This window comes from Marinobacter sp. SS8-8 (genome assembly GCF_030540945.1).
Lineage (GTDB): Bacteria > Pseudomonadota > Gammaproteobacteria > Pseudomonadales > Oleiphilaceae > Marinobacter.
This window is the reverse complement of the sequence record NZ_JASSVN010000007.1, coordinates 144,527-161,595: the sequence shown is the minus strand read 5'-3', so window position 1 is coordinate 161,595 and position 17,069 is coordinate 144,527. Positions and strand designations below refer to the sequence as shown.

Annotated in this window: 19 protein-coding genes; 11 read left to right on the top strand and 8 right to left on the bottom strand. The window is 57.9% G+C overall.

Translation table 11 applies throughout. The features are described from left to right. Nucleotides 1–9: 9 nt before the first annotated feature. From astE to QPL96_RS09700, 6 genes are all read right to left on the bottom strand, one after another. The gene (astE, locus tag QPL96_RS09725; RefSeq protein WP_303287190.1) at nt 10–1,065 is read right to left on the bottom strand and encodes a succinylglutamate desuccinylase; all 1,056 of its coding nucleotides are present in this window, start codon (nt 1,063–1,065) and stop codon (nt 10–12) included. A 240-nt stretch (nt 1,066–1,305) separates the two neighbouring features. Beyond that, nucleotides 1,306–2,028 (bottom strand): ABC transporter permease, encoded by a 723-nt coding sequence (locus QPL96_RS09720; RefSeq protein WP_303287189.1) that lies wholly within the window; start codon nt 2,026–2,028, stop codon nt 1,306–1,308. A 3-nt stretch (nt 2,029–2,031) separates the two neighbouring features. Beyond that, entirely contained in the window at nt 2,032–2,736 is a 705-nt protein-coding gene (locus tag QPL96_RS09715; protein ID WP_303287188.1) for an ABC transporter permease, read from the bottom strand. Nucleotides 2,737–2,784: 48 nt separating this feature from the next. Continuing rightward, nucleotides 2,785–3,537, bottom strand: a complete 753-nt coding sequence (locus tag QPL96_RS09710) for a transporter substrate-binding domain-containing protein (protein ID WP_303287187.1) — start codon at nt 3,535–3,537, stop codon at nt 2,785–2,787. 98 nt (nt 3,538–3,635) lie between these two features. Further along, nucleotides 3,636–4,406 carry an ABC transporter ATP-binding protein gene (locus tag QPL96_RS09705; protein ID WP_303287186.1) on the bottom strand — a complete coding sequence of 257 codons (771 nt, stop codon included), beginning with the start codon at nt 4,404–4,406 and terminating at the stop codon, nt 3,636–3,638. 155 nt (nt 4,407–4,561) lie between these two features. Next, a complete protein-coding gene (locus QPL96_RS09700; RefSeq protein ID WP_303287185.1) occupies nt 4,562–5,320 on the bottom strand; it encodes an FCD domain-containing protein in 759 nt (252 codons plus the stop codon). A 372-nt stretch (nt 5,321–5,692) separates the two neighbouring features. Here QPL96_RS09700 and dctP point away from each other — a divergent pair, with 372 nt between their 5' ends. From dctP to QPL96_RS09645, 11 genes are all read left to right on the top strand, one after another. Then, nucleotides 5,693–6,718 (top strand): TRAP transporter substrate-binding protein DctP, encoded by a 1,026-nt coding sequence (dctP, locus tag QPL96_RS09695; RefSeq protein WP_303287203.1) that lies wholly within the window; start codon nt 5,693–5,695, stop codon nt 6,716–6,718. Between the two features lie 101 nt (nt 6,719–6,819). Further along, complete coding sequence (locus tag QPL96_RS09690; RefSeq protein ID WP_303287184.1) at nt 6,820–7,524, top strand: TRAP transporter small permease subunit; 705 nt, start codon at nt 6,820–6,822, stop codon at nt 7,522–7,524. Next, nucleotides 7,521–9,056: a TRAP transporter large permease subunit gene (locus tag QPL96_RS09685; protein ID WP_303287183.1), complete on the top strand. Its 1,536-nt coding sequence runs from the start codon at nt 7,521–7,523 to the stop codon at nt 9,054–9,056. Before QPL96_RS09690 ends, QPL96_RS09685 begins: the two co-directional genes overlap by 4 nt. A gap of 22 nt (nt 9,057–9,078) precedes the next feature. Next, nucleotides 9,079–9,504, top strand: a complete 426-nt coding sequence (locus QPL96_RS09680) for a heme-binding protein (protein ID WP_303287182.1) — start codon at nt 9,079–9,081, stop codon at nt 9,502–9,504. A 40-nt stretch (nt 9,505–9,544) separates the two neighbouring features. After that, nucleotides 9,545–11,017 (top strand): FAD-linked oxidase C-terminal domain-containing protein, encoded by a 1,473-nt coding sequence (locus QPL96_RS09675; protein ID WP_303287181.1) that lies wholly within the window; start codon nt 9,545–9,547, stop codon nt 11,015–11,017. Beyond that, nucleotides 11,010–12,077, top strand: coding sequence for a glycolate oxidase subunit GlcE (glcE, locus tag QPL96_RS09670; protein WP_303287180.1), 1,068 nt, complete (start codon nt 11,010–11,012; stop codon nt 12,075–12,077). The genes QPL96_RS09675 and glcE overlap by 8 nt, the downstream gene beginning before the upstream one ends. A 2-nt stretch (nt 12,078–12,079) precedes the next feature. Further along, entirely contained in the window at nt 12,080–13,282 is a 1,203-nt protein-coding gene (gene glcF, locus QPL96_RS09665; protein WP_303287179.1) for a glycolate oxidase subunit GlcF, read from the top strand. A gap of 129 nt (nt 13,283–13,411) precedes the next feature. After that, nucleotides 13,412–13,855 (top strand): DUF4124 domain-containing protein, encoded by a 444-nt coding sequence (locus tag QPL96_RS09660; protein ID WP_303287178.1) that lies wholly within the window; start codon nt 13,412–13,414, stop codon nt 13,853–13,855. 222 nt (nt 13,856–14,077) lie between these two features. Further along, nucleotides 14,078–14,233, top strand: a complete 156-nt coding sequence (locus QPL96_RS09655) for a hypothetical protein (protein WP_303287177.1) — start codon at nt 14,078–14,080, stop codon at nt 14,231–14,233. Between the two features lie 83 nt (nt 14,234–14,316). Further along, nucleotides 14,317–15,069, top strand: a complete 753-nt coding sequence (locus QPL96_RS09650; protein ID WP_303287176.1) for an NYN domain-containing protein — start codon at nt 14,317–14,319, stop codon at nt 15,067–15,069. A gap of 216 nt (nt 15,070–15,285) precedes the next feature. Continuing rightward, nucleotides 15,286–15,726 (top strand): universal stress protein, encoded by a 441-nt coding sequence (locus tag QPL96_RS09645; RefSeq protein WP_303287175.1) that lies wholly within the window; start codon nt 15,286–15,288, stop codon nt 15,724–15,726. A 65-nt stretch (nt 15,727–15,791) separates the two neighbouring features. Here the strand turns inward: QPL96_RS09645 and QPL96_RS09640 are convergent, their stop codons facing one another. Together QPL96_RS09640 and QPL96_RS09635 are read right to left on the bottom strand one after the other, a co-directional pair. After that, entirely contained in the window at nt 15,792–16,220 is a 429-nt protein-coding gene (locus QPL96_RS09640; protein WP_303287174.1) for a cytochrome c, read from the bottom strand. Beyond that, nucleotides 16,213–17,067 (bottom strand): hypothetical protein, encoded by an 855-nt coding sequence (locus QPL96_RS09635; RefSeq protein WP_303287173.1) that lies wholly within the window; start codon nt 17,065–17,067, stop codon nt 16,213–16,215. Before QPL96_RS09635 ends, QPL96_RS09640 begins: the two co-directional genes overlap by 8 nt. Nucleotides 17,068–17,069: the final 2 nt, after the last annotated feature.

Genomic DNA, 17,069 nt, shown 5'->3' with positions numbered 1-17,069 from the left:
ACCCCTTTTTCATCTGACCCCAATTTCAGGCGGTGGCGCGGGCCTGATCATCAAACCGACACGTTGGCCCACAGGAACCTCAGGGTTGGGAAATACAATGGCCTCCGGCGAGTGCCCGACCCGGTAACTGGTTTCATCGTCCTTCCAGATCATCGTGCCGGGCTGGTACTCGGTGAAGTTGGCAACATCATCCGGGATGTGAAACCGGAAATGCTTCCCGGTGTTCAGAATCTCATGCACCACCTCGAACACCGTCAGGTGCCCAAAAGGCGGCTTGCGTGGTGGTGCGGATTGCCCCCGGAACCGTCGCCGCAACGCGTCCCGGATGCCCGAGAAGCGCCCCAGATCATTCTGGCCAAACGGTCGCACCTTACCCAGCTCCACGGTAAAACTCTCAGCCTTCAACCGCGACGATGAAAATGACGAAAACGTTGTGCCCGCTTTGTGTTGCAGCAGCAACGTCTCCACTTCTGCCTCCAGCAGAAAATCGCACTGGCCCAGGGGAAACATTCGCCCCTCAACAAACGGATAGAGCGCAAACCGCTCCCGGTGGGAGGGGCGAATGGCGGTGTGCAGATCGTAGTGATAAAGCGCCTGGGGATTTGCCATGGCAAACTGCCGACAAGCCTCCTCAAGCAACTGCGCCCGCGCCGCCTCGACAAGGCCGTCGTATTCGCTCCGCCCGTGTGCGCCATTGAACAACCGGTTCAGGTTCACCTCCGTGAACCGCTCTCCGGCCACCATCGCCGGCGGATTGCCCAGAATCAACAAGACCGGACACGCCAGTTCCCACTCGCCATCGATCAGTTCAGAAACCAGTCTGTTAAGAACCTCAATGGGCGCTGTTTCGTTCCCGTGAACACCCGCTGAAACGATGATGGCCTCGGCATTCGGATTGCTGCGGCCGGCCGGGGGAACAATGTCCAGAACGCCCACGGCCTTGCGGCTGATTCGGGTGCCGTCGGGGAGGTGCGTTTGCACCTCCGGGAGGTCTGCGCCGGGGTTATCCAGGGTATGGGATAGCCAATCAGGTGAACTGCCAAATAAACCCGCACTGACGGTCATGGGGACTCCACGGAAAAGTCTGAGGGCGGTTGGCGGGTGTCTTCCCGGGAGTGTCTGAGGCCATGGATGGCCTCAGTCAAGCGCACATGGGTGAGGCCGAGCGCTTATGAAGCAAAGCTTCATGCGACAGCCGAACGGCAGCAATCTGTGATTGCTGACTGGACCCGCGTGCGGGTGCTCGTAGCGTCTCCCGGGAAGACACCCGCCAACCGACCCGGCACCAAATTGGAAGCCAAGGGGTCAGCCGCTTACCGGCCGCTGATGTCGAAGCAGATGATTCTCAAGCCTGCGGAACGCAAACACCAGAATAAAGGTCAGCATCATGTAGCAAAGCGCCACAAAAATAAACGCATCAAATGGCGCATAAAACCGCGAATAAATGTTACGCGCCGCCCCGGTAAGATCCACAATGGTCACCACACTGGCAATGGCACTGGCGTGCAGCATGAAAATCACCTCATTGGAATATGCCTGAACCGCTCGCCGCGCGGCACTCGGCAGCACGATACGCCGCATACGCATGAGCCAGTTCATGCCATAGGCCTTGGCCGCCTCGATTTCACCGTTGGGTGTCGAGACCATTGCACCCCGGATGATCTCCGTGGTGTAGGCTGCGGTGTTCAGTGTGAATGCCAGCAGGGCCGGGTAGAACGGCTCCCGGAAAATCTCCCACCAGAAAGTCTCCTGTATCCCCTCAATCTGGGCCAGGCCGTAATAGATAATGTACAACTGGATCAGCAGCGGTGTACCGCGGAACAGGTAGGTGTACAGCCACACCGGCCCGGACACGAAAGGGTTGCGTACCGTTCTCAGAATGGCCAGTGGCACCGCCACCAGTAAGCCGATCACCAATGACAGGAACACCAGGTGGACGGTGGTCACCAGACCATCCCAGTATTCCATGATGGTCATGGCGGTAAAGATCTCGTTCTGGTTCAGCCACTCGGCAATGAAATCAGGCATCCGTCAACTCCCCTGAACCACGCCGACATTGGCTCGCTTGTCCAGCCACTTGATAAACAGCTCAGACCCTGCCGTCAGGGCCAGATAGACGAACGCCACCGGAATGAAAAAATGAAACGGCATCCGCTCCGCCTTGGCGGCTTCCTCGGCAACGCGAACCATATCCGTAAGCCCGATGATTGAAACCAGCGCCGTGGTTTTCAGCAGAACCTGCCAGTTGTTGCCCAGGCCGGGCAGGGCATGTCGCAGCATCTGTGGCAGCATGATTCTGCGGAAGGTATGCAGGCGGGTAAAGCCGTAGGCGCGGGCAGCTTCAATCTGGCCGGTTTCGACCGCCAGGAAAGCGCCCCGGAAGGTTTCAGTCATGTAGGCGCCAAAGATCAGCCCGATCGTTACCACGCCGGAGATAAAAGGATCGAACTGAAAGAAGAAGTCGATTTGGTAAGCTTCCCAGATGTAGTCCGAGAGCATGTTCACTGCAACCTGGCCGCCGTAGTAGAACAGCAGCATCATGACCAGGTCTGGCACACCCCGTATCAACGTGGTGTAGGTGGTGGCGAAGCCCCTGGCAACCGGGCTTTGCGACAGTTTGGCCGAGGCGCCAATCAGTCCCAGGGCCAATGAGAGAGCAAGCGAGAGGAAGGCCAGTTCAATAGTGACTGCTGCCCCTTCCATCAGGGCCGGGCCATAGCCTTTCAGATCAATCATGGACGCGTCCGCTAAGCAGAGGCAGCCTTAACGGCTGCCCCGGTAAGATTACATCTTGATGTCGTAAGCGAAATACTTCTGCATGAGGGTGTCGTAGGTGCCATCTTCCTTCAGGGTGCGAAGGGCGGCATTGATTTCCCCTGCGAGGTCAGTATCACGCTTGCGCATGGCAACGCCCACGCCTTTGCCAAGCTTGACCGGCTCAGCAACTTCCTTGAAGCCTTCCTTGGGCAGTATAGTCTGTTCGCCGACCGGGTAATCGACGAAGACGACGTCCAGGCGCTGGCCTTCGAGATCCAGAACCATGTCATCGGCGGTGGTGTAACGCTTGATAGTGACAATGCCACCCATGTTTTCGGTTACGTAGGTGTCCATGGTGGTACCGCGCTGAACGCCTACGGTCTTGTCCTTCATGGCGCCCATGTCGGTGACGTCGGTGTTGAAGCTCTCGGGGCCGAACCAGCCACCCGGGGTGTTGTAGTACGGCTCGGAGAACAGAACCCGCTCGGCCCGCTCCGGGGTGATGGACATGGAAGACATGATCAGATCAAACTTGCGCGCCAGCAGCCCCGGGATCATGCCGTCCCACGCCTGGATCACGAATTCACAGTTGGCGTTTATTTCTTCACACATGGCTTCGGCCAGTTCAACTTCGAAACCGGTCAGCTCGCCGTTCTCGTCTTTGTACTCAAATGGCTCGTAAGGCACGTCGAATGCAATGCGGAGGCTAGGTTCCTGGGCCTGTGCACCGCCTGCAATCAGGGCGAGGGCGCAGCTTGCTGCTACAATCAGGTTTTTCATGCGTGACTTCTCCAGTGGTTTGCCTTTTGGGCTTTATTTTTAATGGAATTTTTGATTCCAGCTTCTATTTCTTCACCGGCTCAAGATGGCGCCGCGTGTCAGAACTTGGGTGCCAGGAACTGTTTCATGCGTTCCGAGTCCGGGTTATCAAACACTTTCTGCGGTGTACCTTGTTCCTCAATCACGCCCTGATGCAAGAACAGGACCTGACTCGACACATCCCTTGCAAACGCCATCTCGTGGGTGACTACGATCATGGTGCGGCCTTCCTCGGCGAGGCTTTGCATAACTTTGAGCACTTCACCCACCAGCTCGGGGTCGAGGGCCGATGTGGGCTCGTCAAACAGCATGACTTCCGGCTCCATGGCGAGGGCCCGGGCAATGGCGGCCCGCTGCTGCTGACCGCCTGACATCTGGGCTGGATAGTAATCTTTGCGCTCGTAGATACCCACCTTGTTCAGGTAGGTCTCGGCACGCTTAATCGCTTCCTTCTTGGGCACCTTGAGCACGTGGATGGGCGCTTCAATGATGTTTTCGAGCACGGTCATGTGGGACCAGAGGTTGAAGCTCTGGAACACCATGGAAAGTTTTGCCCGAACCAGTTCAACCTGCTTGTTATCCGCAGGAATGCGTTCGCCTTTCCGGTTGGTGGTGAACCGTATCGCGTCTCCGTGCATGATAATGTCGCCGGATGTGGGCGTTTCCAGCAGGTTAATGCAACGCAGGAAGGTACTCTTGCCGGAGCCGGAGCTGCCGATCAGGGAAACCACGTCGCCTTTGCGGGTCTCCAGTGAAATACCCTTGAGTACTTCAAGCTGATCAAAGGTCTTGTGAATGTCCCTGCAGATCAAAGGCGCTTGGTCCGCCATGGGTGACTCCCGGAGCTGAAATTCAAAGGCGCATGTTTTACGGGCTGTGGACGCGAAAATCAATACCTTCAACAGGGTGTTTTATCGCATTTCACCGCCGTTCGCTGCATTTCATTGTGGGCGAATGGGCGATCAGTGCAAGCTTTTTGCCATCCTCAGGTCGTGGCCTGTGAGTAATGCACCCTGGCCTCTGTGCCGACGGGCAGGCGGATCAGCGTACGGCCTTCCTTTTCCATCTCCCGCATGGCCTCGCTGACAAAACGCACATGGGCGGTGGCGGCTTTTTGCGCACTGGCGGCTTTGCCGGAAATCACCGCCTCATAAAGCTGCCGGTGCTGGCGGACAATCTTTTTACGCATCTCTTCCCTCGGGTTCAGGTTGGCAACGGATGCCTGAACGGTCAACAACATCATGTTTTTCAGGCTGTTGAGCACGTGCACCAGAACCGGATTATGGGAGGCCTCCACAATGGCCAGGTGAAAGCCGTGGTCGGGTCGGGCGTTGCTGAGCGGATCGGTGTCTTCCAGAGCACGGAATGCCGTGGTGATCCGGTGCCGGTCCAGCCGGGTCGCCCGTTGTGCCGCCAGGCAGGCCGCCTGACCCTCAAGTTGCTCCCGTACTTCCAGCAAATCATAGAGGGTTCGGGGGTGGCCTTCGAAAAGATGCATCAGCGGGCTCTGCTCACCCAGATCGTGGGAGCCGGGAACCATGCTGGCCACGAATGAGCCCTTGCCATGCCGGGTTTCGATAACCCCGCGACCCTGAAGCTCGTGCAGGGCTTCGCGAATGACGGCGCGGGAAACACCCAGCCGCGCCGCCAATTGCCGTTCGGAGGGTATTTTCTGCTCCGGGGCAAGCCCGCCATCAAGGATAAGGCGTTCCAGCCGGTAAGAAATTTCCTGGGAGATTGCCATTTGGATGCCTGTGAATGCTCGCTGGTCTGACCAGTGATTGCTTCTGATTAGCGTTGGTTCCGTTGCCAGCCTATATGCGTCCGAGCCCGTTAAATATGGCCGATTCAGAGTATTCCGTCCATTTTTAATGCTTGAAAACTGGTCGGACCAGTGCTCCCTGAACTGGACTTAAACCGGATTGGCTACGACTATCATCTTAATGTCGGCCTGTGCCGGCGTTGCTATGACGCTCATAACAACAAAGCCAACGGAGACGTTTCGATGAATTCGAAGAATAGCATCCGGAATAAATGTGATACGGGCGAGCCACCACCTCGCAGAAGTTTCCTTAAAACTGCCGCTGTAGGCGCCGCCTTCGCCGGCGCGATGCTGATGGGGGCAGGCCAGGCCCAGGCTGCAATCACCTGGAAGATTCAGTCCGTCTGGGATGCGGGCACTGTCGGCTACGACCTGTTCGAGGATTGGGCCAACAGCATGGAGGAGAAATCCGGTGGCGAGCTGATCATCAAGCCCTTCCCCGCCAAAGCTGTCGCTGCTGATAACAATGCACTTTTCGATGCGGTGCGTAACGGTGTATTACAGGGCATGAACCCGTTCACCCTTTACTGGTCCGGCAAGATCCCGGCCTCGGTATTTTTGTCTTCCTACCCCGCTGGCCCTGACCAGCCTCACCAGTGGGACACCATGTTCTACTCTTTGGGCATGCTGGAAAAGACCCGGGACATCTACAAAAAGTTCGGTCTGTTCTACGTTGGGCCGATCCAGCATGATGCCAACATCATTCACTCCAAGAAGCCGGTAAACAGCCTTGCTGACCTCAAGGGTATGAAAATTCGTGTACCAGGCGGCATGGTGGCTGAGGTGTTCCAGCAGTTCGGCGTTTCCACCGTGAGCCTGCCGGGCTCCGACATCTTTCCGGCCCTGGAAAAGGGCACCATCGACGCGGCTGACTATGTAGGACCGGCGGTGAACTGGGAGCTGGGCTTCTCCCAGGTGACCGACTACATCTTGTTCGGGCCTCCAGGGGTAATGTCCGTCTACCAGCCGGTGGACCTGATGGACCTGACTGTCAACCTGCGCGCCTGGAACGCCCTGTCTCCCAAGCTCCAGCAACTGGTTGAGGATGAGGTGCGCATCTATTCCCAGAAGCACTACCTGACGATCCAGAAGCGCAACATCGAGGCGATGAAAAAGTTCAAGGAAGCCGGTGATACCGTGACTCGTCTGAGCCAGGACGATCTGAAGGAATTCCGTCGTGCAGCGATCCCGATCTGGTTCAAGTGGGCCAACAAGGATGAAGACGCCCGTGCCATCTTCGACCTGCAGCTCGAGTACATGATGAACGAGACGGTAGGTTACATTGATGAGTCTGATCTTGAAGGTGTGCCAGGCCGGTAACACCTTGTCAAATCAATAAAAAAGAAACATGGGGAAGGGCAGGGACGGCTCCGGAAGGGGGAGTCCCACCTTCCCCGTTTTGTGGCTGAGGAAGCAACAACATGTCTGATCTTGAAGGTTTCGGATTCGTAATGCCGCACTGGTTCTACTGGGGCTGGCTTGCGGTCATGCCGCTGATCATGATGGCCTGGGACAAGTGGAGCAGTGGTCACGGAAGCGAGACTGCCGAGCCGGATCTGACACCGGGCGAACTGCAGGCAGAGGAGGACGACCCTCTGATCTATCTCCGGTTCGAGGGCAACTGGGTTACCAGGGCGGTTGACTGGATCTGCGACAAATCGGGCCTCTTTGTGTCGTTCTGGACGGTGAACGCCGTTGTCTTCTATTTCTTTGAAGTGGTCATGCGCTACCTCTTCAATATGCCGACCATCTGGGTGCATGAAGCCAGCTTCCTGCTTCTGGGTATGCAGTATCTGCTGGCCGGTGCGTTCGCGATGCTTCACGGCGCTCATGTGCGCGTCGACGTGATGTACAACTTGCTGCCGGTGCGCGGACGGGTTGGCATGGACATCTTTACGTCCATGTTCTTCTTCATGTTCGCCCTGGTTCTGCTGATTACCTCATGGACCTTCTTCCAGAATTCCTATTCCATGAATGAAACCACGGTTGAGACCTGGGGCATTCAGTACTGGCCGGTGAAAGGCATGATGGTACTGGGTTCCGTCCTTCTCTTGCTCGCAGGCATATCCAAGCTGATCAAGGATATTGTCCTGTTTGTCCGTCTTGGCCGGGGGTGCACCGCATGAGCACAAACACAACAACCGCGCCGGGCAGCAACCTTGTCGGGACGCTGAGTACCTGGCTGATGATCATTGCCACCGTGGGGCTGGCATTCGTCATCTGTGTCGAAATGATCAACATTCTATTCTACGACCCCTGGAGCGACGAGAGATTCCTGTTCAAGCTCTCGGGCAGTCTCTCGAGCGTTGAAATAGGTCCCCTGACCTACCTGATGTTCGGTTCCCTGGCTGTGGCCCTGATGATGGGGTTGCCGCTTGCCTTCGTGACCGGCGGTCTCGGGGTCATGTTCGTCTATCTGGTGGGCGACTCGCTGATGCTGAACATCGTGCCCAGCCGCATCTTCCCGATGATGACCAACTCGGACCTGGCCGCGATACCGCTGTTTATCTTCATGGCCTCGATGCTCGAACGGGCGGGTCTGATCGAGGAAATGTTCAGCGTGGTCTACAAGTGGATGGGCGGCCTGAGCGGTGGTCTGGCGACGGCAACCATCCTGGCTTCTACCATTCTTGCTGCCATGGTGGGTGTTATCGGGGCTGCGGTTGTCACCATGGGCATCATTGCCCTGCCGGCGATGCTCAAACGCGGGTACGACCACAAGATTGCGCTGGGCTCGATCATGGCCGGTGGTACCCTGGGTATTCTGATCCCGCCCTCGATCCTGGCCATCCTCTACGCCGTTGTGGCACAGCAGTCAGTGGGTGAACTGTACCTGGGTTCCGTGGTTCCGGGTTTGCTCCTGTCTGGCCTGTACATCGCCTATGTACTGATCCGCAGCTGGATCAACCCCAAGCTGGGTCCGCCCGTGCCGGTCGATGAGCGGATCTCGCTGAAAGAAAAGCTGCTGCTGCTGAAAAACCTGATTGCCCCCCTGATTCTGGTGTTCCTGGTACTTGGCCTGCTGTTCGGTGGTATTGCCACGCCCGTTGAGGCGGCCGGCATCGGCTCGTTTGGCGCCATCATCGTGGCCATGATGCACGGCAGGTTCTCCATTGGCGGCCTGCGCGAGGCGTCCGTGACCACGGCCAAGGCCTCCGCCATGGTCCTCTGGATCATGTTTGGTGCGTCTGTGTTCGTGGGCTTCTACATTCTTCAGGGTGGCCAGCAGTTTGTCACCGACGCCATCCTGGGTACCGGGCTCTCTGCCTACGGCATCCTGTTCCTGCTGATGGTGCTGCTGGTGATCCTGGGCATGTTCCTGGACTGGGTGGGTATCCTGCTGCTCGCGGTGCCGATCTTCATCCCGATTGTGGAAGCGCTGGAGTTCCCGGGCCTGCTGGGCTTCCCGCCGGTGGCTGGCGAGGATGTGGTGCTCTGGTTCGGGGTGCTCTATCTGGTGAACATGCAGATGTCGTTCCTCAGTCCACCGTTTGGCTACGCACTGTTCTACATCCGCGGCGTTTGTCCGCCGGAAATTTCAATGGGTACCATCTTCAAGTCCTCCCTGGTGTTCCTGGCCATTCAGGCATTCGGGCTGTTCATGTGTATCCTGATCCCTGGCATCGTAACCTGGCTGCCAAATCTGGTTTACGGTTAATAAATTCAAGGAGTAAAGCGATATGTTGACGATTAAACGACTGGATCTGGCTGAAGCGCGGATTCTCATCGAAGGGGCTGCGAACAAGGCCCGGGAAATCGGCGTGCCCATGTGCATCGCCGTGGTGGACGAATCCGGCAACCTGGTGGCTTTCGAACGCATGGACGGCGGCAAGATCACCAGCGTGACCATCGCCCAGGACAAAGCCTTCACGGCGGCGGCGGCCAAGAAAGCCACCCATGACTACAACAAGGTGAACGTGCCCGGCAGCCTCGCCTTCGGTATCCACACCGAAGTGGGCGGGCGCATCAGTTCGGTCGGCGGCGGCCTGCCGGTGATCGTTGACGGCGACGTGGTGGGCGGTATCGGAATCAGTTCCGGCACCCCCCAGCAGGACATGGACTGTGCCCAGGCCGGTCTTGATCACTTTGCAACAAAACGCGGTTGATGACTGTCACACTTGATGTAATCCAAACCCAGAGAGTGTCATGACTACCAAGCCGAAAGTCAGCAAAGCCGAGCTGGCGGAACAGTTCCGGGCGTTTATCGACCCGGACTACGTCATCACCGATGACGAAACCATGAAGCCCTACGAATGCGACGGCATGTCCATGTACTGTGAGATGCCCTTGCTGGTGGTGCTGCCGGAGACCGTTGAACAGGTGCAGCGGGTGATGCGCATCTGCAACGAGAACGCGGTACCGGTGGTGGCCCGTGGTGCCGGAACCGGGCTCAGTGCCGGTGCCATGCCCAATAAAGAGGGCGTGGTGCTGTCGCTGGCCAAGTTCAACCGCATCGTCGACATTGACCCGCTGGCACGAACGGCACGGCTCCAGCCGGGAGTTCGCAACCTCGCCATCAGCGAGGAAGCGGCCCAGTATGGTCTGTATTACGGCCCGGACCCATCGTCCCAGATCGCCTGTACCATCGGCGGCAATGTGGCGGAGAATTCCGGCGGCGTGCACTGCCTCAAGTATGGGCTGACGGTTCACAACATTCTCAGCGTTGAAATGGTGACCGCCGAGGGTGATGTGGCCACAGTGGGCAGCGACGGCCTGGACAGCTGCGGGATGGATCTGCTGGCGCTGATGACCGGTTCTGAAGGTCTGCTCGGTGTAGTGACGGAAGTAAAAGTAAAGCTGTTGCCGGAGCCGGAAGTGGCCCAGGTGGTGATGGCTGGTTTTGATGATGTGCAGAAGGGCGGCGATGCCGTGGGCGGCATTATTTCCCACGGGATCATTCCCGGCGGCCTGGAAATGATGGATAGCCACGCGATCATCGCGGCCGACGACTTCGCCCAGGCGGGTTATCCTAGGGATGCCAAAGCCTTGCTGCTGTGCGAAGTGGACGGTACCGAAGAAGAAGTGCATGAGCACATCGCACAGGCCGAGGACGTGTTCCGCAAGCTGGGGGCTACCTCTGTCCGTACTTCCCGGAGCGAGGAAGAGCGTGCGCTGTTGTGGAAAGGCCGCAAATCCGCGTTCCCGGCAGTCGGCCGTATATCCCCGGACTACTACTGCATGGACGGCACCATTCCCCGCCGCGAGATCGCCTACGTTCTGACGGAAATGGAAAAGATGTCCGAGGAGTTCGGTCTGCGCGTGGCCAACGTGTTCCACGCTGGGGACGGCAACCTGCACCCGCTGATCCTGTTTGACGCCAACGTGCCCGGCGAGTTTGAGCGTACCGAGGCGCTCGGCTCCCGCATCCTGGAAATGTGTGTGGAAGTGGGCGGCTGCATCACCGGTGAGCATGGCGTTGGCGTAGAGAAAATCCGCCAGATGGCGGTGCAGTTCAATGACGAGGAGCTGCAGCAGTTCCATGATGTGAAAGCGGCCTTCGACCCCGCCGGTATTCTGAACCCGGGTAAAGGCGTGCCGGCACTGCGATTCTGCCAGGAATACCGCTCCCTTGAGCACAAACAACACACGCACGATCATACGGAAGTCACCCATGGCTGATACTTCCCAACAACTGAAGGAGCAGGTGCTCCAGGCCCGGGACAGCGGGCACAAACTCAATATTGTCGGCGGTGGCACCAAGGCCTTCATGGGCCGTAAAGCCGACCCGGATGCCGGAACTCTTAATGTGGGCGAGCATTCCGGCATCGTGGATTACCATCCGGTGGAACTGGTATTGACCGTTCGTGCCGGTACGCGTTTGAGCGAGATTGAGGCCACCCTGGCCGAACAGGGCCAGTGCCTGCATTTCGAGCCGCCCAGATTCGGTGCTGCCTCCAGCATCGGCGGCACCCTGGCCTGCAATCTTTCAGGCCCGGGCCGTCCGTGGACGGGCTCGGTCCGGGATCAGGTGCTGGGCATCCGACTGCTGAACGGTAAGGGCGAACATCTGCGCTTTGGTGGTCAGGTTATGAAGAACGTGGCCGGCTATGACGTATCGCGGCTCCAGGCCGGCGCCCTCGGCACGCTCGGCGTGATGACCGAAATCAGCATGAAAGTGATGCCAAAACCGGCGGCCTCCCTGACCCTGGTTCAGGAAATGGGTATGGACGAGGTAATTCACTACATGAACAGTCGCGCCGCCGAGCCCAAGCCGATCACGGCTGCCTGCTGGGTGGATGGCAAGGTCTACCTGCGCCTGTCCGGTGCAAAATCCGGGGTCGAAGCCACGGCTGAAAAATGGTCCGGTGAAGTGATGGAGCAGGGCGACCGGTTCTGGCAGCAGGTGCAGGACATGCAGCACGAGTTCTTCACCGGTAATGACGTGCCGCTGTGGCGCTTCTCGGTAGGCTCAACCGCTGCCACACCAAAACTGGAAGGCAACTGGTTCATCGACTGGGCCGGTTCCCAACGCTGGTTCCGGGGTGCCGGTGAACTGAAAGAGCTGGAACCGTCGGCGCGCGCTGCGGGCGGCCAGGTCAGCCTGTTCCGGGGTGGTGATCGCACGGGGGAGGTAATGCACCATCAGCCGGAGGCCCTGAAAGGCATTCAGCGCCGAATCAAGAATGCGTTTGATCCGGATAACATCTTCAATCCCGGACGCTTATACAGCTGGTTGTAACTATGCAAACAAATCTGGTTCAACAATTTGCCAACACCGCGGAAGGCCAGGAAGCCGAGTCGATACTGCGGGCCTGTGTGCATTGTGGCTTCTGTACCGCAACCTGCCCGACCTACCAGGAACTGAACGACGAACGTGATGGTCCCCGGGGCCGGATCTACCTGATGAAAATGTTCCTGGAAGGGGCGGAAATTACGGAAAAAACCCGGGAACACCTGGACCGCTGCCTGACCTGCCGCAGTTGCGAGACCACCTGCCCCTCTGGTGTAAAGTATGGCCGCCTGGTGGACATCAGCCGTGGCCTTATGGAGAAGGAACTGCCTCGCGGTCCGAAAGACAAATGGCTGCGCTGGGCCCTGGCCCGGGTGCTTCCGAACCGTCAGTTGTTCGGCGTACTGCTGCGTCTCGGGCAGGTCTTCCGCCCGGTGCTGCCTGAGAAGCTGCGCGCCAAAGTGCCCCCCAGAAAACAGGCGAATCCATGGCCTGCGGCCAGCCACAGCCGGATCGTGCTGGCACTGGCCGGCTGCGTGCAGCCCTCCGCTACGCCCAACACCAACGCCGCTGCCGCGCGAGTGCTGGATCGGCTTGGCATTACCATGGTGGAGGCACCGGAAGCCGGCTGCTGTGGCGCCGTGAACTACCACCTTTCCGAGCATGAGAAGGGCCTGGAGAGAATGCGCCAGAACATTGATGCCTGGTGGCCCGCCATCGAGGCGGGCGCAGAAGCGATCATCATGACCGCTTCCGGCTGTGGCGCCATGGTTCAGGATTACGGCCATCTTCTGAAAGACGACCCGGTGTATGCTACCAAAGCTCAAAAGGTGAGTGAGCTGTGTATCGACCTTGGGGCTTTCCTGCTGAAACAGGACCTGGAGAAGCTCAAGGTACGCCAGGATCCGGGCAAGGTGGCGTTCCACTGCCCCTGCACCCTGCAGCACGCCATGAAACAGAGTGGAGTGGTCGAACAGGTGCTGACCCGGGCCGGTGTCAATCTCGCTGCCACCAAGGACAAACACCTTTGTTGTGGCTCTGCCGGAACCTACTCGGTTACGCAACCGGAAATGAGCCAGAAGCTGCTGGACAACAAGCTCAAGGCACTGACCATTGATAACCCAGACCGCATCGTTACCGCCAACATCGGTTGCCAGATGCACCTGGAAACCAGGTCGCCGGTGCCTGTGCAGCACTGGATTGAGCTTTTGTAAAATCGGGGTCAGATGAAAAAGGGGTCAGATGAAATTTTCATCTGACCCCTTTTTCATCTGACCCCATGTTCACGGCTTTTTTCGCTATACTGCCGCGGCAATTTACCAAACCACAGGGAGTGGAGCTGTATGCCAGGGAAAATGGCGAGTCTTGTTGTGTCTGTTGTATTCACCGCTGTTGCCCACGCCGAAGTCTATACCTGGATAGACAGCCGGGGCGTGGCGCATTTCTCGGATTACCCACCAGGGGAAATGCCCCACAAGCGGATTCGGGTGCGGGCGCCTGTCACTGTGCCGATGTCTGAAAATCTAAGGCAAGAGGAGCGTATATCCGGGATTCGAGAGGAGGTGAGCGGTCTGCTGTCCTCCTCCCGTCGCCCCGGTAAACCCGATACCAGTGCCCGGGAAAGAGCCGGTGCCAGGCTGGAGAAAACCTGTGGCAAATACCGGCGTAAGCTGGAGCAGATCCAGTCCAAGTTGCGTGCAGGCTACAGCAACGACAGGGGAAATACCCTCCGGCGCCAGCGCCGGACATTAAGCCAGAAGTTGAGCAGGGAGTGCATCCTGCGTTGACGAAGCCAACTGATATGCGTGTTTGAAGTTGGCCAGCAGTGCATAGCCAAGCATTACCAGGCAATCCACCAGAATGTGAGTGTGGTTCCCATGGTGATCAGCCGCGGAGTGGGACGCCCTGACAGCGTACGCGACATTTCGTATGCTACCCGCGCCGAAGTATTAACGGAACCTGCTAAACTTGCACGAGAAACCCATGAAAACGCCAAAGGAGGCATTACCATGGCCAGAAAGCGGGCAAAGCCCATACAGGAAAGCGCCATCAAGCGCGACCTGAAAACCCCGAAATACCAGATGCGAGTGGTTGAAGACAAAACGAAATACAAGCGCCAGCGGGGCAAGGCTGTTCGAGCCGAGGATTTCCGCAAGGCCGCCTGATGGGTGGTTTTACGAAAATCCTTGGTGAGAGCCTCTAGGGAGGTGTTACTTCGGAGTGAGCCAACAAGCATGGAAGAAGTACATTGAAGGATCTTGAACAGCACAAGAAAATCGCCGTTTTAATTGACGCCGACAACGCCCAGTTGTCGAAGCTGCCCCTGATCATCGAAGAGCTGTCCTCCCATGGGCATGTGGTTGTTAAGCGCGCCTACGGTGACTGGTCTGTGGACAGTCTCAAAAACTGGAAGACTGTTCTCAATGAACTGGCTATCCAGCCGATCCAGCAGTTCGCCTACACCAAGGGCAAGAACGCGACCGATGCATCCATGATTATCGACGCCATGGACCTGCTTTATTCCTCCAAGTTCGATGCCTTCGCCCTTGTCTCCAGTGACAGTGATTTCACCAAGCTGGCCTCCCGTCTGAGGGAGTCTGAGATTTACGTATTTGGATTCGGCGAGAAAAAGACTCCGGTTTCATTCCGCAGCGCCTGCGACGATTTCCTGTTCACGGAAAACCTCGAGTACCCCGAGGAGGCGGCGCCGGACGAACCGGCAAAAACCGAAACCGAACCCCGGAAAAAGAAACACGAAAAGCTCCCAGAGGAAGTTTCACTGCTCAAGCGCGCGTGGGAACAGACCCAGGACGACCAGGGGTGGGCGACTTTCTCTGCGGCCGGCTCCTTTCTCAAGCGCACCCGCCCGGACTTCGACCCAAGGACCTACGGCGCGAAGAAGTTCTCTGATTTGCTGGTGGCCAGGTCGGAATACTTCACGGTCAAGAAGGGCACCAATGGGCAGGGATATCGGGCGTATAAGCCGATAGAGCAGAAGTAAGCAGATGTCAGAAGCACCAGAGCCTGTGCCCGGCGGCTATGCGCATGGACTTTCGGGCATAGTAATCTACACTCATACTGGGTATTCAAAGGAGTGAATGGTGTCCTCAGGGCCTGCGGCTCTTAAGGGTTCATCCGGGGGTATGACCTGAGTCAACCATCCGGCTTTCGCATCAATGTTATGTTGATTGCACATCCAGCATAAGAGGAGGGGGTCATGGCCAAGGGGACTCCGAGCATTGTGGTTGCTTGTGACGGCTCGGATCATTCGTTGCACGCAGCAAAAATGGCAGCCGAACTGGCTAAATCTGCCGGCCAACCGCTCAAATTGTTAGCTGTGTTTCCGGGCACAAAATTGGAGAGACTGGTTGTCAGCGGCGTATGGCCGAGTGATATTGAGGAAGAGGCAAAAAGTTACGGGCGCAAAATATTTGATGCCGCGAGACAGGCCGTGAGTGGGGCGGCCGATCCCGTCGAAGAGGTCCTTCTCAAAGGTGATCCTGCCAAGGAAATTATTGAATATCTGGAAAATAATCCGGGCACTCACCTGTTTTTAGGAAGGCGTGGCCATTCACTGGTGCGCAGTCTTACCCTGGGTAGTATCAGCGAAAAGGTCGTCCGGCACGCCACCGGGCCGGTGACGGTTGTCAGTGAATAGCGTCGGCGACCCATGCCCGGCGTTGCATTCGGTGGGTGGTGGTTTTCCCGGCAAGCCGGGTAGGGCTACTGACTTTCTGTCTTTTGGTACTCCCGCTGTTCATCCGTCCAGAGCGTTTTCAGGTAGTCAATGACCGACTGGATCTCCTGAGCGGTCATCCGCTTCTCGAAGGCCGGCATCGTCAACCGATCAGATTTATTGAAGGGGTGTCGCCACCCCTCGGCAATCATCCTGTACAGCATGGCATCGCTGTGGCGCCAGGTGTGGCCGGTTTCATCATGAGGTGGCGGGGGCATTTCTCCCTTATCATCCGGTTTTTTCCAGTTGGCAGCGCCTTCACCCTGCCGTCCATGGCAAGCAGCGCAGTATTGCTCATAAATCTGTCTGCCCTGGATGACTTCCGTCGGTGCACTGTCCGCATCCTCAGGCCTGCCTGAGGCGCTGGCAAGGACCGGCACGGCGAGCAGGACTAGCGGGTAGAACCACCTATTCATGGACAGGCGTCCACTTGTCAGCGGCGCCACCGGCAAGCAGGTTCCCGTTTGCCGTGCCCACCACAAGTCCTTGTGACGGCGAGAAGGCAAGGGCTGTTACGGGTTGGGGAGTCTTCAGGCTTGTCCAGGTTTCGCCGCCATCCGCGCTGTGATGAAGCTGGCCCTCAATCACCGCGTAAACATTTTCCGGCGCAGTCGGGTCATAGCCGATAGCGGAAACAGTGCCACGCAGGTCCCCCGCATCGCCCCAGAAGCAAAAACAGTCCATGGATCGTGAAACACCGCGGATTGTACCGGCAAACAGCCAGCCACTTTCCATGCTGCCCGGCATGACCGAGTGCAGGAATGCCTGCACCGGTTCCCGGGGACCACTGTCCACTTTCACCCACTCGGCGCCACTGTCCCTGGACCGGAACATGCCATCCTTCCCAAGGTATGCGTAGAGCGTTTCGGGCTGTGTGGCGTGAGCGGCCATGGCAGTGACACCGAGGCCAGGCAAGGTATCGTTGAGGGACTGCCAGCTATCACCGGCACTGTCGTAACGCCACACGCCCAGGCCCGGACCGGCCAGGTAGACGCTTCCGTCCGCTCCTCTGGCCAGGGAGCTCGGTTGAGCCTCCTGGTCGGTTGCCGGTAACCCGACCTTGGTTGTAGTTCCGCCTTCAATGACAAACAGGCCACTGTTGCGCAGCACCAGGAGGGCGCCTGACGAGTTGGTTGTCAGAGCCTTCACTGGTTGGGCGTCGTCTGCGGATTGGGCCTGAACCAGCGCTGGCATAAGTATTGCCGCCGTGAGCACGCAAAACCCCCAGGCCGCCCTGGTCGTAGAATGGACAATTGATCTCATGG